Annotated in this window: 15 protein-coding genes and 1 pseudogene; 13 read left to right on the top strand and 3 right to left on the bottom strand. The window is 68.9% G+C overall.

Annotated features, from left to right (window positions below; translation table 11 throughout):
* On the top strand, window positions 1-991 hold a 991-nt coding region (locus IZR01_RS21370), incomplete at its 5' end, for an IS4 family transposase (protein ID WP_194924868.1).
* 906 nt (window positions 992-1,897) lie between these two features.
* On the opposite strand, the gene IZR01_RS21365 is transcribed toward IZR01_RS21370, so the two are convergent.
* A complete protein-coding gene (locus IZR01_RS21365; protein WP_194896559.1) occupies window positions 1,898-2,470 on the bottom strand; it encodes a TetR/AcrR family transcriptional regulator in 573 nt (190 codons plus the stop codon).
* Window positions 2,471-2,691: 221 nt separating this feature from the next.
* Here IZR01_RS21365 and IZR01_RS21360 point away from each other — a divergent pair, with 221 nt between their 5' ends.
* Together IZR01_RS21360 and IZR01_RS21355 are read left to right on the top strand one after the other, a co-directional pair.
* Complete coding sequence (locus tag IZR01_RS21360) at window positions 2,692-3,231, top strand: cupin domain-containing protein (RefSeq protein ID WP_194924867.1); 540 nt, start codon at window positions 2,692-2,694, stop codon at window positions 3,229-3,231.
* Between the two features lie 62 nt (window positions 3,232-3,293).
* Window positions 3,294-3,887, top strand: a complete 594-nt coding sequence (locus IZR01_RS21355; RefSeq protein WP_194924866.1) for a carboxymuconolactone decarboxylase family protein — start codon at window positions 3,294-3,296, stop codon at window positions 3,885-3,887.
* Window positions 3,888-3,936: 49 nt separating this feature from the next.
* On the opposite strand, the gene IZR01_RS21350 is transcribed toward IZR01_RS21355, so the two are convergent.
* Window positions 3,937-4,620, bottom strand: coding sequence for a FadR/GntR family transcriptional regulator (locus IZR01_RS21350; protein ID WP_194924870.1), 684 nt, complete (start codon window positions 4,618-4,620; stop codon window positions 3,937-3,939).
* 453 nt (window positions 4,621-5,073) lie between these two features.
* Between IZR01_RS21350 and IZR01_RS21345 the strand changes: the two genes are divergently transcribed.
* From IZR01_RS21345 to IZR01_RS21320, 6 genes and pseudogenes are all read left to right on the top strand, one after another.
* A complete protein-coding gene (locus IZR01_RS21345; protein WP_194924865.1) occupies window positions 5,074-6,450 on the top strand; it encodes an ABC transporter substrate-binding protein in 1,377 nt (458 codons plus the stop codon).
* Window positions 6,447-7,367 carry a carbohydrate ABC transporter permease gene (locus IZR01_RS21340; protein WP_194896555.1) on the top strand — a complete coding sequence of 307 codons (921 nt, stop codon included), beginning with the start codon at window positions 6,447-6,449 and terminating at the stop codon, window positions 7,365-7,367. The genes IZR01_RS21345 and IZR01_RS21340 overlap by 4 nt, the downstream gene beginning before the upstream one ends.
* Window positions 7,357-8,310 (top strand): carbohydrate ABC transporter permease, encoded by a 954-nt coding sequence (locus IZR01_RS21335; protein WP_228559940.1) that lies wholly within the window; start codon window positions 7,357-7,359, stop codon window positions 8,308-8,310. The genes IZR01_RS21340 and IZR01_RS21335 overlap by 11 nt, the downstream gene beginning before the upstream one ends.
* A gap of 22 nt (window positions 8,311-8,332) precedes the next feature.
* Entirely contained in the window at window positions 8,333-10,249 is a 1,917-nt protein-coding gene (locus IZR01_RS21330; RefSeq protein ID WP_194924864.1) for a DUF8034 domain-containing protein, read from the top strand.
* Between the two features lie 22 nt (window positions 10,250-10,271).
* A pseudogene (locus IZR01_RS54315) lies at window positions 10,272-10,625 on the top strand (L-rhamnose mutarotase).
* Between the two features lie 4 nt (window positions 10,626-10,629).
* Window positions 10,630-11,676, top strand: a complete 1,047-nt coding sequence (locus tag IZR01_RS21320; RefSeq protein WP_194896553.1) for a zinc-dependent alcohol dehydrogenase — start codon at window positions 10,630-10,632, stop codon at window positions 11,674-11,676.
* A 184-nt stretch (window positions 11,677-11,860) separates the two neighbouring features.
* Here IZR01_RS21320 and IZR01_RS21315 read toward each other — a convergent pair whose 3' ends face one another.
* On the bottom strand, window positions 11,861-12,331 hold the full coding sequence (locus tag IZR01_RS21315) for a DoxX family protein (RefSeq protein WP_194896561.1): 471 nt from the start codon (window positions 12,329-12,331) through the stop codon (window positions 11,861-11,863).
* 703 nt (window positions 12,332-13,034) lie between these two features.
* On the opposite strand from IZR01_RS21315, the gene IZR01_RS53385 reads away from it, so the two are divergent.
* The 4 genes from IZR01_RS53385 (at window position 13,035) to IZR01_RS21295 (ending at window position 17,290) form a co-directional block, all read left to right on the top strand.
* Window positions 13,035-14,054, top strand: coding sequence for a LacI family DNA-binding transcriptional regulator (locus IZR01_RS53385; protein ID WP_194896552.1), 1,020 nt, complete (start codon window positions 13,035-13,037; stop codon window positions 14,052-14,054).
* 104 nt (window positions 14,055-14,158) lie between these two features.
* A complete protein-coding gene (locus IZR01_RS21305; RefSeq protein ID WP_194924863.1) occupies window positions 14,159-15,430 on the top strand; it encodes a sugar ABC transporter substrate-binding protein in 1,272 nt (423 codons plus the stop codon).
* Window positions 15,431-15,455: 25 nt separating this feature from the next.
* Window positions 15,456-16,460, top strand: coding sequence for a carbohydrate ABC transporter permease (locus IZR01_RS21300; RefSeq protein WP_228555211.1), 1,005 nt, complete (start codon window positions 15,456-15,458; stop codon window positions 16,458-16,460).
* Window positions 16,460-17,290 carry a carbohydrate ABC transporter permease gene (locus IZR01_RS21295; RefSeq protein ID WP_194924862.1) on the top strand — a complete coding sequence of 277 codons (831 nt, stop codon included), beginning with the start codon at window positions 16,460-16,462 and terminating at the stop codon, window positions 17,288-17,290. The genes IZR01_RS21300 and IZR01_RS21295 overlap by 1 nt, the downstream gene beginning before the upstream one ends.
* Window positions 17,291-17,297: the final 7 nt, after the last annotated feature.

Genomic DNA, 17,297 nt, shown 5'->3' with positions numbered 1-17,297 from the left:
GGACTGGGAGGTGCCGACGTCCGGGGGGATCGCCAGGGCCCGGGCCCGGTTGGGGTCCGGGCCGCTGGAGTACGTGTTCGGGCAGGTGGCGCAGCCGGTGGCCGAGATCGACACCCGGGGGGCGTGGCTGGGGTCGCGGCGGTTGGTCTCCATTGACGGGATGGTGTGGGACCTGCCGGACAGCGCCGAGAACGAGGCGGTGTTCGGCCGCACCACCGGTGCGGCTTTTGCGCAGGCGCGGGTGGTGACTTTGGTGGAGTCCGGGTCGCACTGTGCGATCGGCGCCCGGATCGGGCCGGCCGCGGGTAAGGGCAGTGGTGAGCAGTCTGCGGCGATGGCGCTGGTGGAGCTGCTGGATGCGGACATGCTGTGTCTGGCCGACCGGTTGTTCTACGGGTTCGATCTGTGGTGCGCCGCCGCGGCCACCGGCGCGGGGCTGTTGTGGCGGATCAAGGACGGTATCGAGTTGCCGGTGGTGGCCGATCTGGGCGATGGCAGCTACACCTCGCTGGTGTTCGCCAAGGGCACCGCGGCCGGGATCCGGGTGAGGCTGCTGGCCGCGGCCCGGGCCGGGCGCGATGTGTCCGCCGGCGGGCAGGCCCGGCTGGTGCGGGTGGTGGAGTACTACGTCAACGGCCGCACCCCGGCCCCGGCGGGCCGGGAACTGATCTGCCTGATCACCAACCTGACCGACCCGGCCGACGTCCCAGCGGCCGCGCTGGCTGCGGCCTACCACGACCGGTGGGAACACGAGGGCGCCAATGCCCAGATCAAGACCGGGCTGCGCGGGCCCGGCCGGGTGCTGCGCTCCCGCAGCCCGGACATGGTCCGCCAGGAAATCTACGGCTACCTGCTGGCGCACTACGCGATCACCGCGCTGATCTGCAAAGCCGCCACCGAAACCGACACCGACCCCGACCGGGTCAGATTCGTCAAAGCCGTCCGCCTGGCCCGCGCCCACGTCTCCGATCCGGAGGCTTTTTCCCCCTGACCGGCAGGCAGTCCTCCACGCCCTGGCCGGACGCCGCCTGACCGCCAAACGGGCCCTGAACCCGCCCCGGCGCCACCGCAGCTACCCCAGAGTCGTCAAACGCTCCCGCCACAGCCTCTACCGCGTCAAAAACACCACCGACACCGGCACCCGACACCCCGGCCCCGCCACCATCGACCTACCCAACCTCCCACCACCGACAAGACCCGATCCCCCCGAAACAGACCACAAACACACACCAAGATCAAAATAAGGTAAGCGGCATTGCCCTCGGTCGCGTCGGCAGGGCTTTGCCTACAGTGCCGGTTCTCGGGAGTCAAGTTCGCGCTGTACGCGACCGCCACCTGCGTGCCTGACCGCAAGGGCGCGGACTTTACTCCCGGGGTTCGGCGCTGTACCCCTTGGGGCTGACGACGCGACCGAGGGGAACGGACCGCAACCACCTCACAAACCGCCAGCGCAGGGCCCTGAGGCGACCCCCCTATGGAGCAGCGCCAGTTCCCCGAGGGAGCCAAGAGCCCCCGCCGGAGGCGCCTGCCGTTGACTTCAGGCACCCACCACGCACGACCGCCGCCCGCCAACACAACGTGTGCGCAGTGACTCGGACCCGCGCGCACCACCCACACAACCGGCAGCCGCCCACACACATCGAGCGGCACAGCGAACTGCGTCTCGATCCGTGATTAGTCAATACCAGGTAGTTCCGTAAAAAAATGCCTTTAACCAACGCCCCAACCGCAAGCCACAAGCCACAACCCTGCCACCGACACCCGCCACCGGCGCTCGTCACCCGTCACCGTCACCCGTCACCCGTCACCCGTCACCCACACCTGGACCCACTGCTCATCTGCCAAACCTGATACACGGCGCGCGCGCATGGTCCCCCGGGCGGGCAGTGTGCCAGCCCTACCTCAGGCTGACCGCAGCGTCGACGATCCGGTCGAGTTCCCGTCGGGCGAGGCCAGCGAACCCGCGATAGGTCGGGCTTGCGGCCCAGCGCGCGTATGCCGCGTCGAACGCCGCGGTGCCGGCCAGTCCGGCCAGCTCGGCGGTCCCGGCGGCGACGCCCCGGGCCTGTAGCGCTTTGGTCATCGCCTGGGCGAGCGCGGCGCGCTTGAGTACGGCGCGCTCGTGCAAGGTCTCCGAGGAGGCGATCAGGCGTTGACGGGTCGCGGCATGGCGGTGCCGGTCGGCGTCGAATACGGGGGCGACGGCGAGGACCGCGGCGCGTACGAGGTCGAGGGGCGAGGCAGCTGGCGGGCCGTCCGTGATGGTCTGCCGGAAGGTGTTGGCGAGCAGGTCTTGGCCCCAGAACAGCACTTCGGGTTTGTCGGTGAAGTGGCGGAAGAACGTCGCCTTGGTCAGGCCGGCGCGGTCGGCGATCTCGGCGGCCGACACCGCCTTGTAGCCGCGCTCGGCGAACAGTTCGAGGGCGGCTTCCTCTAGCCGGGCGTGCGCGTCCGGTTGCCAGCGGGCCATGGCCCCATCATAGCGGGGCGTTGAGACTGGGTCTCGTCAATGTGTACAGTGTTGAGACCGAGACTCATCACTGGGCTTTGTCAGGACGGATTCGAGGAGAAAATCATGGGATGTCTGACCGGCTGGACGGCCGTCGTCGCCCGCGGATCGACCGGCATCGGGCCGGTCGTGACGCCGGGGATGGTCCAGGAGGGCGCTGTGGTCTTGTGCGGGGTGGGAGCATGACGGTTCGCCGGGTCGTCACCGGGCACGACAGCGAGGGCAGGTCGCGCGTGGTCGACGACCAGAACATGGAGCCGATCACCTCTGCCCTGACGCCCGGCTTCGCCGCTTACCGGCTGTGGGGACGAGACGAGTCGCCCACGTTCCCGGACGACGGGTCGCCCAGCGGCGTCGAGACGTACTTCCCATCGCGGGAGGGATCGCGCTTCGTGATCATCACGCATCCTCCGGAGGGGGCGACCCCACCGCCGGACGTGGACACAGCCGCGGCTACCGCCGAGCTGGAGCGGCAGATGCCAGGCGTAATGGCCTCAATGGAGCCCGACGGCTCGGGGATGCACACCACCGACACGATGGACTACCTGATGGTCGTGCAAGGCGAGGCCACGCTCGAACTCGACGACGGCGAGCGCGCAGTGTTGCGGGCAGGCGACGTGGTCGTCCAGAACGGCACCCGGCACGTGTGGCGCAATTACGGCACCGAGCCCTGCACGCTCGTCGCCGTCTCGGTCGGCGCGGACCGTACGACGACCCGTTAGTCCCGCGCACCCAGGGGCACGGGTGGCCAACCTCAAAGGGCAGCAGCGAACGGAGAACGCCGATGGCAGCCGGAAACCATGATTTGGGCGGGCGTCTCCCGCTCATCGACACCGCAGCACTGAGCCCAGCACAACAGCGCTTCCACGACGCCGCGATGGCTGAGCAGTACCCGTGGTCATTGAAAGCGGGCTTTCAATTCGTCACCGACGACCAACGTCTGATCGGGCCGTACAACGCGTTCCTACGCCGTCCTGAGATCGCCGAGAAGTTTCAGGAGTTCGCCAAGGCCGAATCTCAGTACACGTCTTTGTCGCCGCAACTGCGTGAGGTCGTGATTCTCGCGGTCGGGTCAGCCTGGGGCTCGGACTACGAGGTCTACGCCCACCGGATCCTGGCACAGGCCGCGGGGATTTCCACCGGCGACGCGGACGGGTTGGCCGCGGGGCGCTCCCCCGAACAGCTCGGTCGCGAGGCGGAGCTCGTCTTTGCTCTCGCGCGTCAAATGACCGTTGAGCATCACATCGAGCAGGCGCTCTACGACGAGGCCCTGTCCACCTTCGGCGAGGAGGGCCTTTTTGACATCGCGGTGCTGATGGGCGTCTACCTCACTGTCAGTAGCGTTCTCAATCTCTTCGCCGTCCCCGCACCCGAGTAGCCGGTCCTCTCCGGCCCGAGACCTGATTCCCCGAGTGCGAAATACGGGGCTAGCCGAATAGGCGCCGCTGGATCTCCCGCCGGTAGTCCTCAAGGGTCTTGTCCAGGTGCACGCCGGCCGCCGCGGCCGCCGCCTCCGGGTCGCCGCGGCGGATCGCCTCGTGGATCGCGGCGTGCTCGGTGATCGCCTCGGCGGCGTGGCTGCCGATCGCGCCGTGCAGGCCGATGGTGCTGGACTGGCGTTGCAGGCGGCGGGCCTCGCGGACGGCCGCGAGTAGGAACGGGTTGTGCGAGGCCGTGGCGATGCCGAGGTGGAAGTCGTCATCGCCGCGGTCGAACAGTGCCGGCTGGCCGGTCAGGTGGCCCTGTTCGCACAGCTGTGCCGCGGACTCGATGGCGCGCAGCTCAGCCGGTGTCGCCTTGGTCGCGGCCAGGCTGCTGGCGGCCGTCTCCTGGACCCGCCGGAACTCGAAGAGCAGGTAGACGTGGTCCAGGTCCGTCGGCAGGAAGAAGCCGCCCCAGCGGGAGGATCCCAGCATGCCCTCGTCGTCGGCGACGTAGAGGCCGCGGCCCTTCTGCGCGCGCACCCGCCCGATCGCCGACAGGATCTTGATGGCCTCGCGGATCACAGTCCGGCTGGCGCCGAGGTGCGCGGCCAGCTCCTTCTCGGTCGGCATCCGGTCGCCCGGCCGGAGCCGGGATTCGGCGATCAGCTGCAGGATCTGCTCAGCGATCAGTTCGTAGCCTGGCCGATAGGTGTCGCTCCGCGCCTCGTCCGGTTTCTCCGTGGACGACGCACCGTCTTCGGCCAGGACGGGTGTGCCGTCCACCGTGCTTCTCCTTCGTCTCGATGCGAAGGAGCATACATGTGGGCGTCATCGGCGGTCATATAGGTCCTACCCATAGACGCGATCGGTCCAGTCATATCAAGATAAATGCCAGCAGAAGCTCACCCCGAACGATGAGTCGATGGAAAGATCTTGAAGGGAAGTGTGCCCCGCCCCTTGACGCGGGGAGCCCTGTGAAGCTGTTATGTGTGCCACGGGTCGTGTGTTACCGGTAACCAGCGTGCAACGCAGGCGTGACGGTTCGGCATCGAGGCGTCATGACTGATGAGTAGGACACATATCTCCATTTCCGGTCCGCCCAGCCGCAGCTCGGCGGTGCCCAGCGCAGGGGAGTCGTTCATGAAAGTGAAATTCCGCGCCATCGGCGCGTCGGCCACTGCCCACGGTCGTAGACGTACCGGGCTGCTGGCGATCGGAGCCCTGCTCGCCCTCGGCGCCGCCGCCTGCGGCACCAGCACCGGCAAGGCCGGTACGAGCAGTACCGGCGGCAGCTTCAAGCCCGCCGCGCAGACCGGCGGAACCCTGACGGTGTGGGTCGACTCGACCCGGCTGGCCGCCGCGCAGCTGTACCAGAAGCAGAATCCCGCGGTGAAGATGGACATCGTCACCTATGACGGGGACGCCAACGGCTCCAACTACCTTCAGACCAAGGTGTCCCTGTTCAACCGGACCGGTTCGGGCTGGCCGGACGTCGTCTTCAGCGCCGAGAACAACGAGGCCGCGTGGGCGGTTCCGGTCGGGTTCACCGCGCCGCTGAACAAGGGTCTGATACCGCAGGCCACGCTGGACGGCTGGGCGACCAACGCCAACGCCCCGTGCACCGTGGACGGCACCGTCTACTGCCTGCGCAACGACCTGTCGCAGACCGTGCTCTGGTACAACGACAAGCTCATGAAGCAGTGGGGATGCCAGATCCCCACGACCTGGGAGCAGTACCAGGCGCTGGGCCAGAAGGTCGCCACCGAGCACCCCGGCTACCTGGTCGGCGTCGCGGGCGACACCTTCGCCCCGGAGATCTACATGTGGGCGAGCAAGTGCGGCGCCAACCAGATCACCGGTACCAAGACCGTCACGGTCGACACCACCAGTGCCGACTGCACCAAGATGGCGGCGCTGCTGGACACCCTGATCCAGAACAAGACCGTGTCGACCTCCAGCGTGTTCAGCTCCGACTTCGACAAGAACGACGCCGACAAGATCCTGATGATGCCCGGCCCGTCGTGGTACGGCGGCGCGCTGTTCCAGAGCACCTTCAAGACCCCGGCCGGGCAGATCGGCGTGGCGCCGATGCCGCAGTGGTCCGGCGACCCCAGCCCCTCGGTGGGCAACGTCGGCGGCGGTACCTGGCTGCTGTCCGCGCACAGCAAGAACCTCAAGGCCGCGACCGACTTCCTCACCTGGGCCACCACCTCGGACGACTACCAGGGCAAGCTGGCCCCGGGCTACCCGGCGTACGCGCCGGCGGCCAAGACCTGGCTGGCCGCGCAGTCTGCCTCCGGCTATTACGCCGACGACATCACCGCACCGCTGACGGCCGCCGCCGACCAGGTGTGGCCGGGCTGGGGCTACGGCCAGTTCAGCCAGGAGGCGATCTGGGCGGCCACGGTCAGCCCCGGCGTCACCGCCGGCAAGACCATCAGCTCCCTGCTGCCGGCCTGGCACGACTCGATCGTGAACTACGCCAAGGCCGACGGATACCAGGTGGCGTCGAAGTGAGCACGCCCACCGCGACCACCGGCCGGACCACAGCGCGGCGCGGCACGCTGCGCGCGCTGTGGCCCGGCCGGGCCGGCCACGGCTTCGTCGCCGCCTACGTGGTCCTGCTGATCGCGTTCGGCGTCGTGCCCACCTGCTATGCCGTCTACTTCGCCTTCACCGACGGGAACGCCCGCTTCACCGGGCTGTCGAACTTCTCCCGGGCGGCTTCGGACTTCCGCTTCGTCCCGGCCGTCGAGCACGTAGCGCTGTACCTGGTGTTCTGGCTGGCGGCGCTGGTGGTGCTCGTCGTCGGCCTGTCGTTGCTGCTGCACAGGCTGTCCGCCCGGGGCGTGAGCAAGGCACTGAGGTTCCTGTACTACATCCCGGGTGCGCTGGCCGGCGCGGCGGGCGTGCTGGTGTGGCTGTTCGTGCTCGACCCCTCGGTGAGTCCGGTGAGTTTCCTGTTGCGGGCCATGGGGTTCGACACCTTCGGTCAGGTGGTCGCCCCCGGACATCTGCCGATCCTGTTCGCCCTGATCGCTTTCTGGACCGGCGCGGGCGGGTGGATCGTGGTGATGCACGGGGCGCTGAACAACATCCCGCACGAAGTCATCGAGGCCGCGCGCATCGACGGCGCGGGCGCCTGGCAGACCGCGCGGCGCATCCAGATCCCGATGCTGCGCAAGTGGATCGTCTACATGATGATCCTCGCCTTCGCCGGGGGCACCCAGCTGTTCGTCGAACCGCAGCTGCTCGCGCAGGCCAGCGTCGGCGTCGCGGGCCGGGACTATTCGCTGAACCAGCTCTCCTACGACTTCGCCTTCCAGAACAACGACGTGAACACCGCCGCCGCCATCTCGGTCGAGCTCCTGCTCGTCGGCCTGGTGGTCGCCGCGCTGTTCGTCGCCAGATCGGGGTTCTTCGATGCCGACTGAGGGACACCCGGGTGCATCGGCCTTCCGTACCCAGCCGGCCTTGCTGCCCGCCGACTTGGAACCGCGCCGTAGTGCCGCTCGCCGCCACCGACCGCGCAACCCGCTGCCGGCCCTGGTGCTCGGGCTGTTCGTGGTCTTCTTCGTGCTGCCGGTGCTGTGGCTGGTGCTCGCGGCGACCAAGACCGACGACCAGCTCGTGCACGGCAACCCGCTGTCGTTCGGGTCCTGGCACGCCCTGAAGGCCAACTGGGACGCGCTGACCGCCTACCAGGGCGACGCGATCTTCCAGTGGCTGCGCAACTCCGCGCTGTACTCGTTCGGGGCTCTCGTGATCACCCTGGCGGTGGCGATCCCCGCCGGCTACGCGCTGGCGATGACCGAGTTCCGCGGCCGCCGCATGCTGCTGATCGCCACGCTCGTGGTGATGCTCATGCCGAACGCGACGCTGGTCGTGCCGCTGTTCCTGGAAGTCAACGCGGTGCACCTGATCGGGTCGATGTGGTCGATCATCCTGCCGTACGCGTTCTATCCCTTCGGCGTGTATCTGGCCTACATCTACTTCAGCACCGCGCTTCCCAGAGAACTGTTGGAGGCCGCGCGGCTGGACGGCTGTAGCGAGTTCGGCGCCTTCCGCCGGGTCGCCCTGCCGCTGGCCGCGCCGATCGTGGCGCTCGTCGGGTTCTTCAGCTTCGTGGCCAACTGGACCAACTACTTCCTTCCCTACGTCATGCTGCCGCAGAGCAGCCAGCTCCCGGTCCAGGTGGGCCTGGGCACGCTGCTGGACGACGTGCCGCAGTTCAACCCGACCGTCGGGGACCTGGCCGTGCAACGTCCGGAGCTCGCGCTGGCGACCTTGCTGGCGATCACCCCGGTGCTCATCGTCTTCCTGTTCTCCCAGCGCTTCCTGGTGACCGGCATGCTCGCCGGCGCCACCAAGAGCTGAACATCCAAACGGAGATACCCTTATGCATCCCGTCATCAAAGCCTCGGTACCGGTGCTCGAACCTCCCGGCTGGGCAGTGGCGCAGCGTGAGCTGTTCGATCTGCTGGACCGGTCGTGGCGGCGGTTCGCCGAAGACTTCACCGGACCCGGCGGCGAGCTCAGATACAGCGGGACGCTCTCCACCCGGGACGGCGGCGACGACTTTTACGAGGTCTTCTTCAACTGGCCGCAGCTGTATCTGCTCGGCGGCGCCGACGACCTGCTGGCGGCCTCGGAGCGGCACTGGGAGGGCGTGACCCGTCAGCTGACCGAGCTGGGAATGCTGCGCGAGGAGTACGAGCGCGGATACGACTGGTTCCACCAGGGCGAAAGCCTGCTGCTGTTCTACTTCCTGTGCATGGCCGCGCCCGAACGGTGGCGTGAGCGCGCGGTCCGTTTCGCAGAACTCTACGTCGACCCCGCGCACGGCAACTACGACGCCGAACACCGCATCATCCGACGCCCGCACAACGGCAGCGACCCGGAGCGGGAAGGTGTGTTCGACGGCGAGAGCTACCCGTGGCTGCCCAAGGAAGCCGAGATGTACGGCTTCCCCCTGAACTGGATCCTGCCCGAAGGCGCCGAGACTCCGCCGCTGGAGAAGGACCCGCGGCTGGGCGAACAGATGCGGCTGCGCATGGGGGTCGGCGACACCGCGGTCAACCTGGCGGCCACCGGACTCGCTCTCAACGCTCTGATCCTCACCGGCGAGGCACGCTACCGGGACTGGATCGTGGAGTACGTCGGCGCGTGGCGGGAACGGGCCGCTGCCAACGCCGGCGTCATCCCCGACAACGTCGCCCCGGACGGAACCGTCGGCGGGCTGCTGGAGGGACGTTGGTACGGCGGCCACTACGGCTGGAACTGGCCGCACGGCTGGCACAGCGTCGGACCCGCCGCGGCCGTCGCGGCCCTGGCCGCGGCCACGGTCACCGGCGACGACTCCTACCTCGACCTGGTGGGCCCCACGCTCGACGAGGTCATCGCGCACGGCAAGATCATGGCCTTCGAGGACGCGGACTCCAGTTTGCAGTCCAAGTGGACCATCCAGCTGCTCGACGACGTCCGCACCCCGACCTTCCACGTCCCCTACCGGCACGGCGACGAAGGCTGGTTCGACTACAACCCGATGCCGCTGGTCGTGCCCGCCGCGCTCTGGCACCACACCGCCTCCCACGCCGACCGCGAACGCATCGAGCAGCTCCGCGACGCCTCCGGCATCGACTGGAGCGTCATCCGGCCGTTCCGCAGCAAGGAGGAATCAGGGCACGAAGAGCCCTGGTTCGCCTTCCTCGCCGGCGACGACCCCGGCTATCCCGAGCGCATCCTCGCCGCCGCGCAGGCCCAGGTGCGGCACCGCCTCACCCGTATGGAGCGGTACCGGGACCTGGACGTGCCCGAGGCCGACATCCACCTGTGGCAGCAGTCGAACCCGGTGGCCACCGAGGCCCTGGTCCAGCTCACCTGGGGCGGGCCGCAGGTGATGTACAACGGCGGTCTCCAGCAGGCGCGCGTGCGCTACCACGACGCCGAATCGCGCCGCCCCGGCCTGCCGCCCTCGGTCGCGGCGCTGGTGTCCAGCATCGATCCGCGGGCGACCGTCGTGGAGCTGGTGAACCTCGACCCGGAGCGGGCGCGCACGGTGATCGTGCAGGCCGGGGCCTTCGCGGAGCACACCATCGACACCGTGGCGTACAGCGCCTGCGAGGACTCGTCATGGATCGGCGACCTCTATGACTACGGACACCGGCAACCGGTGGAGACGGCGGAGTCCGCCGAGGTCGGCGGCCCCTGGCTGACGGTCGAGCTGCCCCGCTCCACGCGGGTGCGCCTGACGCTGCGGCTGGAGCTGCGTACGCGCCAGCCCTCGTATCGCAGACCGTTCGACGACTCGATATGAGAGGACATATGAGAGGACCGGCATGCAGCGCATAGCCCAAGTCGCCCGGCTGCGGCCCGAACAGCGCGAGGAGTACCTCGCGCTGCACCGTGACGTCTGGCCGGACGTCGAAGCCGCTCTGCGGGCGGCGCAGATCCGCAACTACAGCATCTTCCTCCACGAGGACATGCTCTTTGCCTATTACGAGTACCACGGCGCGGACTTCGCCGCCGATCTCGCGACCATCAAGGCCGACCCCGAGACCTAACGGTGGTGGACCTTCACCGACCCCTGCCAGGTCCCGTGGCCGGACTCCGCCGACGGCGGCCGCTGGGCGGACCTGCCGGAGATCTGGCACCTCAGTGATGAACCGGCCGCGAGTACAGAAGGACGCTGACACGATGAGAACCCCGCTGGCTGTGCGGTACGCCGCCGCCCGCGCCCTGACGACCGGCCCGGCCGACCCGGCGGCCCCGGGCCCCGGGCAGGTGGAACTCGCCCCGGCCTACGTCGGGATCTGCGATACGGACCTGCACATCTTTCATGGCGACATGGACGCGCGGGTCAAGGCGCCGGCCGTCATCGGGCATGAGATGTCCGGGCGGGTGGTCCGCGTCGGACCCGGAGTCGAGGGCTTCGCGCCCGGCGCCCCGGTCACCGTCATGCCGCTGCGCTGGGACGGCACCTGCCCGGCCTGCCTTCGCGGGCATCGCCACGTGTGCCAGAACCTTGATTTCCTCGGCATCGACTCGCCCGGCGCGATGCAGCAGCGCTGGACCGTGCCCGCCGCGACGCTCGTCCGCCTGCCGCAGTCGCTGCCGTTGGACCGGGCCGCGCTGGTGGAACCCACGGCCGCGGCCGTCCACGACGTCGGCCGCGCCGGCGTGCGCGACGGCGACCGGGTCGTCGTGGTCGGCGCCGGACCGGTCGGCGTCCTGATCGCGGTGGTCGCCCAGGCCGCCGGCGGCGATGTGCGGGTCGTGGAGCCGAACGCACACCGTCGGCGCCTGGCCAACCGGCTGGGCCTGCGGACGTGGGACCCCGGCGCCGGCGACGTGCCCGAGCGCGTGGGCGACTGGACGGACGACGCCGGCGCGGACGTCGCGTTCGAAGTCTGCGGCGCCGAGGCCGGCGTGCAGACCGCGGTGGACGTGCTCGCGGTGCGCGGCCGGCTGTGCCTGGTGGCCGTCCACTCCCAGCCTCGGCGGGTGAACCTGCACCGCTTCTTCTGGCGGGAACTGACGCTCATCGGCGCCCGGTTGTACGACCGCGAAGACTTCGAGACCGCCGTGCGCCTGGTCGCCGAGGGCACCGTCCCGGCCGAACAACTGATCAGCAGGGTCGTGCCGATCGCCGACGCGCTGGGTGCCTTCCAGTTCCTGGAAGCCGGTCACGACCTGAAGGTACTCGTGGACTGCACCGACCCCTCCTCGGAAGATGTGGCATGACCGCGAACCGGTTCGACCTGTCCGGACGCCTGGTCGTCGTCGGTGCCGACTGGGACGTGCCCGGCATGATCCTGCCGGTCCGAAGCGACTCTGGACCGCGTCGGTACGGATCGCCTGGACATCGTCTATGTGCACGACCCCGACAATCACTGGCGAGAAGCGTGCCGATCCGGTCCTGAGGCGCCTAATCTGTCCCCGGCACCGTCGCGCTCGACGACCTCGACGGCCGGGTTGATCTGGCGGATTCCGCATGGTCCGACCGTGACCGCGCCAGCAGCGCATCGACCGCCACCGGTCCGGCGCCGATGATGGCGATCACCAGGAACGACCACGAGAACAGGGCGGCCGGCTCTCCGCCGTTGGCCATCGGCAGCAGCGCGTGCTTCTGGTGCACGGAGAAGTACGCGTAGGCCATGGTCCCCGACAGGATGACGGCACACACGCGGGTCCCGAGGCCGATCATGACCAGCAGCCCGAAGACCAGTTGCAGCGCCGCGGCGACGCCGCCGGGCCAGGTGGTGGGGGAGAGCGTGGGTCCGGTGGGCTTGACCGGGAAGCCGGTCAGGGTGGAGGCCCCGTGGCCCGCCATGAGGAATCCGATGACGATCCGATAGAGCGATAGGGCGATGGGGGGCAACGACCGGGAGTCTGGCATGCGGCTCATCACTTCCGTCTGGTTCCGCCTCAGGGCAGGCGGACAACTTGTCTCTCCCGATCGGCCTGCAGGACCGATGCTGGGAAACGGGGTGCCGACGGTGGGAAACGTATCGGTTCGATGCACTGACGCGAAGCGGCGGGGAAGATCCGGCCCGCGAGCTCTCATCGGGAATCGGGGCTGCGGGCAGGTCAGAGGCGGCGGCGGGCGGTCGGTCCGGCATCGGGGGCGGAAGAAAGTTTCGCAGAGCACGTCGACACGTCGACGGGCGTCCGAACCACGCCGCCGCGCCGGTTCGGGCCGCGGGAACTGGCACGGCCCGAGCCGGCGCGACGGCCGGCCGTCTCCAGTGACGGAACACGGCGGTGCACAGAGGGAGCGGGGCCTCGTCAGGCCGCGAGCAGTCGGACCGGTGACGGCAACAAGAGAGCTGCCTCGGCGTCGAACCGGTTCGTCAGAAGCTAGGGTCCCGGTTCGCAGCTGTCAACGCCTGGGAACGGCTTGCTCGCCGGCTCAATGCTCTGAAGTGGGAGAGGTGACTGGTCGCCGGTCGTTCACATGGTTGACACAGAGCCCGGACGCGCTTAGCCTCGCTTTCACTCGCGGTCGAACCGGTTCGATATCCGGGCCCCGGCTGGCACACATCAGCACTCTGGCCGCCTTCACGGCCTCATCGTCATCGTCATCGGCATCGGAGAGTCGCGTGAACATCGGTGAGATCGCTCGTCGTGCGGGAGTCTCCCGCAGCACGGTGTCCTACGCGCTGTCCGGTAAGCGTTCGATCTCGCCCGAGACCCGGGCGCGGATCCAGGCGGTGATCGACGAGCTCGACTATCAGCCCAGCGCCACCGCCCGGGCTCTGTCCTCCGGCCACACCCACACCCTGGGCCTGGTCTTCCCGCCGGCCAGCAGCCACTACACCGACATGCAGTTGGACTTCATCGGGTCCCTGGTCGAGGCCGCGGCCGGTTTCGGTTACGACGTGCTGATGGCCGCGTCCATCGGCGACGGGGACAAAGGGCTTCGCCGGCTGGTCGCCGAGCGGCGGGTGGACGGCGCGGTCCTGATGGAGATCCGGCTGGACGACGCGCGGGTCGACTACCTGTCCGAGGCCGGCTTCCCGTTCGTCACCATCGGCCGTACCGGCAGGCCGGAGCACACCCGGTGGGTGGACATGGACTACACCGCGCTGGTCGGGTCCTGTGTGCGGCACCTGGCGCACCTCGGCCACCGGCGGATCGCCTTCGTCAACCGCTCCGAGCGGCTGTTCCGGGCCGGGTACGAGTCCGCGCACCGCAGCCTGACCGGTTTCGAGAACGCCTGCGAGCAACAGGGCGTCGTCGGCGCGGCCTATCTGTGCGGCGACGACGCGGCCTCCGGGGAGGACGCTATCGGCCGGATCCTGGCCGCCGATCCGGCCACCACCGCCCTGGTGACGGTGAACGAGGCGGCGCTCGGCGGGCTCTACCGGGGGCTGGCCGCCCACGGCCGCGAGGTCCCGCTGGACTTCTCCGTCACCGGCATCGCCCTGAGCCGCTGGGCCACCGCGGTCACGCCGCAGCTGACCGCGGCCGACGTGTCGGCGGCCGAGATGGGGCGGGCCGCGGTGGAACTGCTGCTTGAACTGCTCGCCACACCCGACGCGCCGCCCCGGCACGTCCTGCTCGCACCACCGGTTTCCCTGCGCGCGAGCACCGGACCGGCCCCGGAATCAGGCAACTGACACCGGGCGCTCCGGCGCTCGCGCGACTCAGACATCCCATCCTCCGCACGGCAATGCGGAGTCCATCAGCTGCCCTGGTGGCGGCGGATCGAAAGGGAACGACTATGAAATCACAATCCATAACCCGGCGCCTCGCCGCCGTCGGACTGGCCTTGGCAGTCACCGGCACCGCCGCCGCTTGCTCGGCGTCCAAGAGCTCCACCGGATCCACTGGTTCCGGCGGCGGGTCCGCCGCCGGCGGGACCTTCACCGTCTGGGATCCCTACCCGCAGTTCGACAGCGGTTCGGCCTGGAACCAGCTGCTGACCAAGTGCGGCACCGAGGCCGGGGTCACGGTCAAGCGCACCGGTTTCGACACCACCGACCTGACCACCAAGGTGCTGCTGGCCGCGCAGCAGGGCAACTCCCCGGACGTGCTGATCGTCGACAACCCGGTGGTCTCCACGCTGGCCGACGCCGGAGTGATCACCGACACCGGGACGACGCATCTGGACACCTCGGGGATCGCGCCGAACGTGCTGGCCGCCGGGCAGCTGGCGGGGAAGACCTACGGCGTTCCCATCGGTGCCAACACTCTGGCCTTGTACTACAACAAGTCGGTGCTGGCGGTGGCCGGTGTGGACATCGCGTCGGTGAAGGACTGGACCTCGTTGACCGCCGCGCTGGCGAAGGTCAAGGCGGCCGGCAAGAAGGGCATCACCTTCGCGGCGATCGGCACCGAGGAGGGGAGCTTCCAGTTCCTGCCGTGGTTCTGGGGATCCGGTGCGAACTTGAAGCAGCTGGACTCCTCGCAAGGCGTGGCGGCGCTGTCGCTGTGGAACGACTGGCTGAAGAAGGGCTACGCGCCGAACTCGGTCATCAACAACACCCAGACGACCAGCTGGCAGGAGTTCGCCACCGGGCAGTACGCCTTCAGCGAGAACGGCACGTGGCAGCTGGCCAACGCCAAGAAGGCGGGGTTCGACTACGGGATCATCCCGATCCCGGCCGTGAACGGCGGAACCGCCGCGGCGCCGACCGGCGGCGAGTTCGTCACCATCCCGGTCCAGGACAAGACCGACCGCTACCCCACCTCACAAAAGCTCGTGGCCTGTCTGACCAGCGCCGACAACGCCCAGGCCACCGACACCACGCTGTCCTACGTCGCGGCGACCCCGGCGGTGCAGGCCAAGCAGGTCGCCGCCGACCCCGACCTGCAACCGTGGGTGGCCGCGGTCGCCGCCGCCAAGGGCCGCACCAGCGACGACCTGGGGACGAAGTACCCGAAGATATCGCAGGCGATGTGGACCGCGGTACAGGCCGCCCTCAGCGGTTCGGCCTCACCGCAGTCCGCGATGACGACCGCGCAGAACGCCGCCGCCGCGGCGACCAAGTGATGCCGGACACCGAAGGCGCCTGCTCATGAACTCCACTACACAGACCGGAGCACGGTCTGTACCGGGTATGAAGGGCGTGCGCGGCGTGCGGGGCGCGCGCGGGGCGGCCGACGTCGCCCGGCGCCGCGGCCCCGCGTCCGGTCGCCGCCTGAGCTCCGCGAACTGGGCCGGCTGGGCGTTCCTCGCCCCGGTCACGGTCTACCTGCTGGCCTTCTACGCCTACCCGATGTACCGCAACATCGAGCTCAGCCTGCACCACTACACGGTGCGCTCGTTCGTCCACGGCGGCGCCCCGTTCACCGGCCTGGACAACTACCGCACGATCCTGAGCGACCCCGCGTTCGGCCCGGCGCTGATCCACACGCTGGTGTTCACCGGTGTGTCGATCCTGTTCCAGTTCTGGATCGGCATGGGGCTGGCGGTCTTCTTCAGCCGGCACTTCCGGTTGTCCGCGACACTGCGAGCGCTGTTCTTGGTGCCGTGGCTGCTGCCGCTGATCGTGTCGGCCTCGACGTGGTCGTGGATGCTCAACAGCGACTCCGGTGTCGTCAACCATGTGCTGCACGGCCTGGGGATCGCCCCGATCGACTGGCTGACGTCCCCGAAGTGGTCGCTGGCCTCGGTGATCATCGCGAACGTCTGGATCGGCATCCCGTTCAACCTGGTCATGCTCTACAGCGGGATGCAGGCGATCTCTCCGGAGCTGTATGAGGCCGCTGAGTTGGACGGCGCGACCGCCTGGCAACGGTTCTGGAAGGTCACGTTCCCGCTGCTGCGTCCGGTCGCCGCCATCACGCTGCTGCTCGGGCTGGTCTACACCCTGAAGGTCTTCGACATCATCTGGATCATGACGAAGGGCGGCCCGGCCGGCTCCTCGGCGACCTTCGCGACCTGGTCCTACCAGTTGGGCTTCGGCAACCTCCTGCCGGAGTTCGGGCCCGGGGCCGCGGTCGGCAACCTGCTGGTCGTGATGGCGCTGGCCTTCGGCCTGGTCTACATCCGGGCTCAGCGCAAGCAGCGGGAGGCGTGATGCCGACTTTCCGACGTCCCCGTACCACGTGGTGGAAGACCGTCGTGGGTCTGGTGCTGACCGCGCTGATGCTGTTCCCCGTCTACTGGATGGTCAACGAATCCCTGACCCGCGACCAGGACATGCGCAAGACTCCGCCGAACTGGTTCCCGGTCCACGGCACCCTCGACGGCTACCGCGCCGTGCTGCACCAGCAGCTGCCGTATCTGGGCACGAGTCTGTTCATCGGCCTGGGGACAGTGGCGCTGACGGTGGCGGTCGCGGCGCCGGCCGGCTATTCGCTGGCCAAGCTCCGGCCGCGCGGCGGTGGCGTGCTCAGCTTCGCGCTGCTGATCGCCCAGATGATCCCCGGCATCATCATGGCGATGGGCTTCTACGCCATCTACCTGAACCTGGGGATGCTCGGCAGCGTGCCGGGGCTGATCGTGGCCGACTCCACGATCGCGGTCCCGTTCGGGACGCTGGTGTTCGCCGCCTTCATGTCGGGCATCCCGGGGGAGTTGCTCCAGGCCGCCAAGACCGACGGTGCCGGACAGCTGCGCACCTTCTGGTCGATCGTCATGCCGGTCAGCCGCAACGCGGTCGTGACCGTGTCGCTGTTCGCGTTCCTGTGGGCGTGGTCGGACTTCATGTTCGCCAACACCCTGGACAGCGAGGGTGGGGCGCAGCCGATCACTTTGGGCATCTACCACTACATCGGCAACAACAACCAGCAGTGGAACGCCATCATGGCCACCGCGGTCGTGGCGTCGGTCCCGGCCACCGTCCTGCTCGTCGTCGCCCAGCGCTACGTCGCCGCCGGCGTGACCGCGGGGGCGATCAAGGACTAGTCCGCAG

Origin of the sequence: Catenulispora pinisilvae (assembly GCF_015356865.1) — a bacterium.
Lineage (GTDB): Bacteria > Actinomycetota > Actinomycetes > Streptomycetales > Catenulisporaceae > Catenulispora > Catenulispora pinisilvae.
This window is presented reverse-complemented; position numbering and strand designations above follow the sequence as displayed.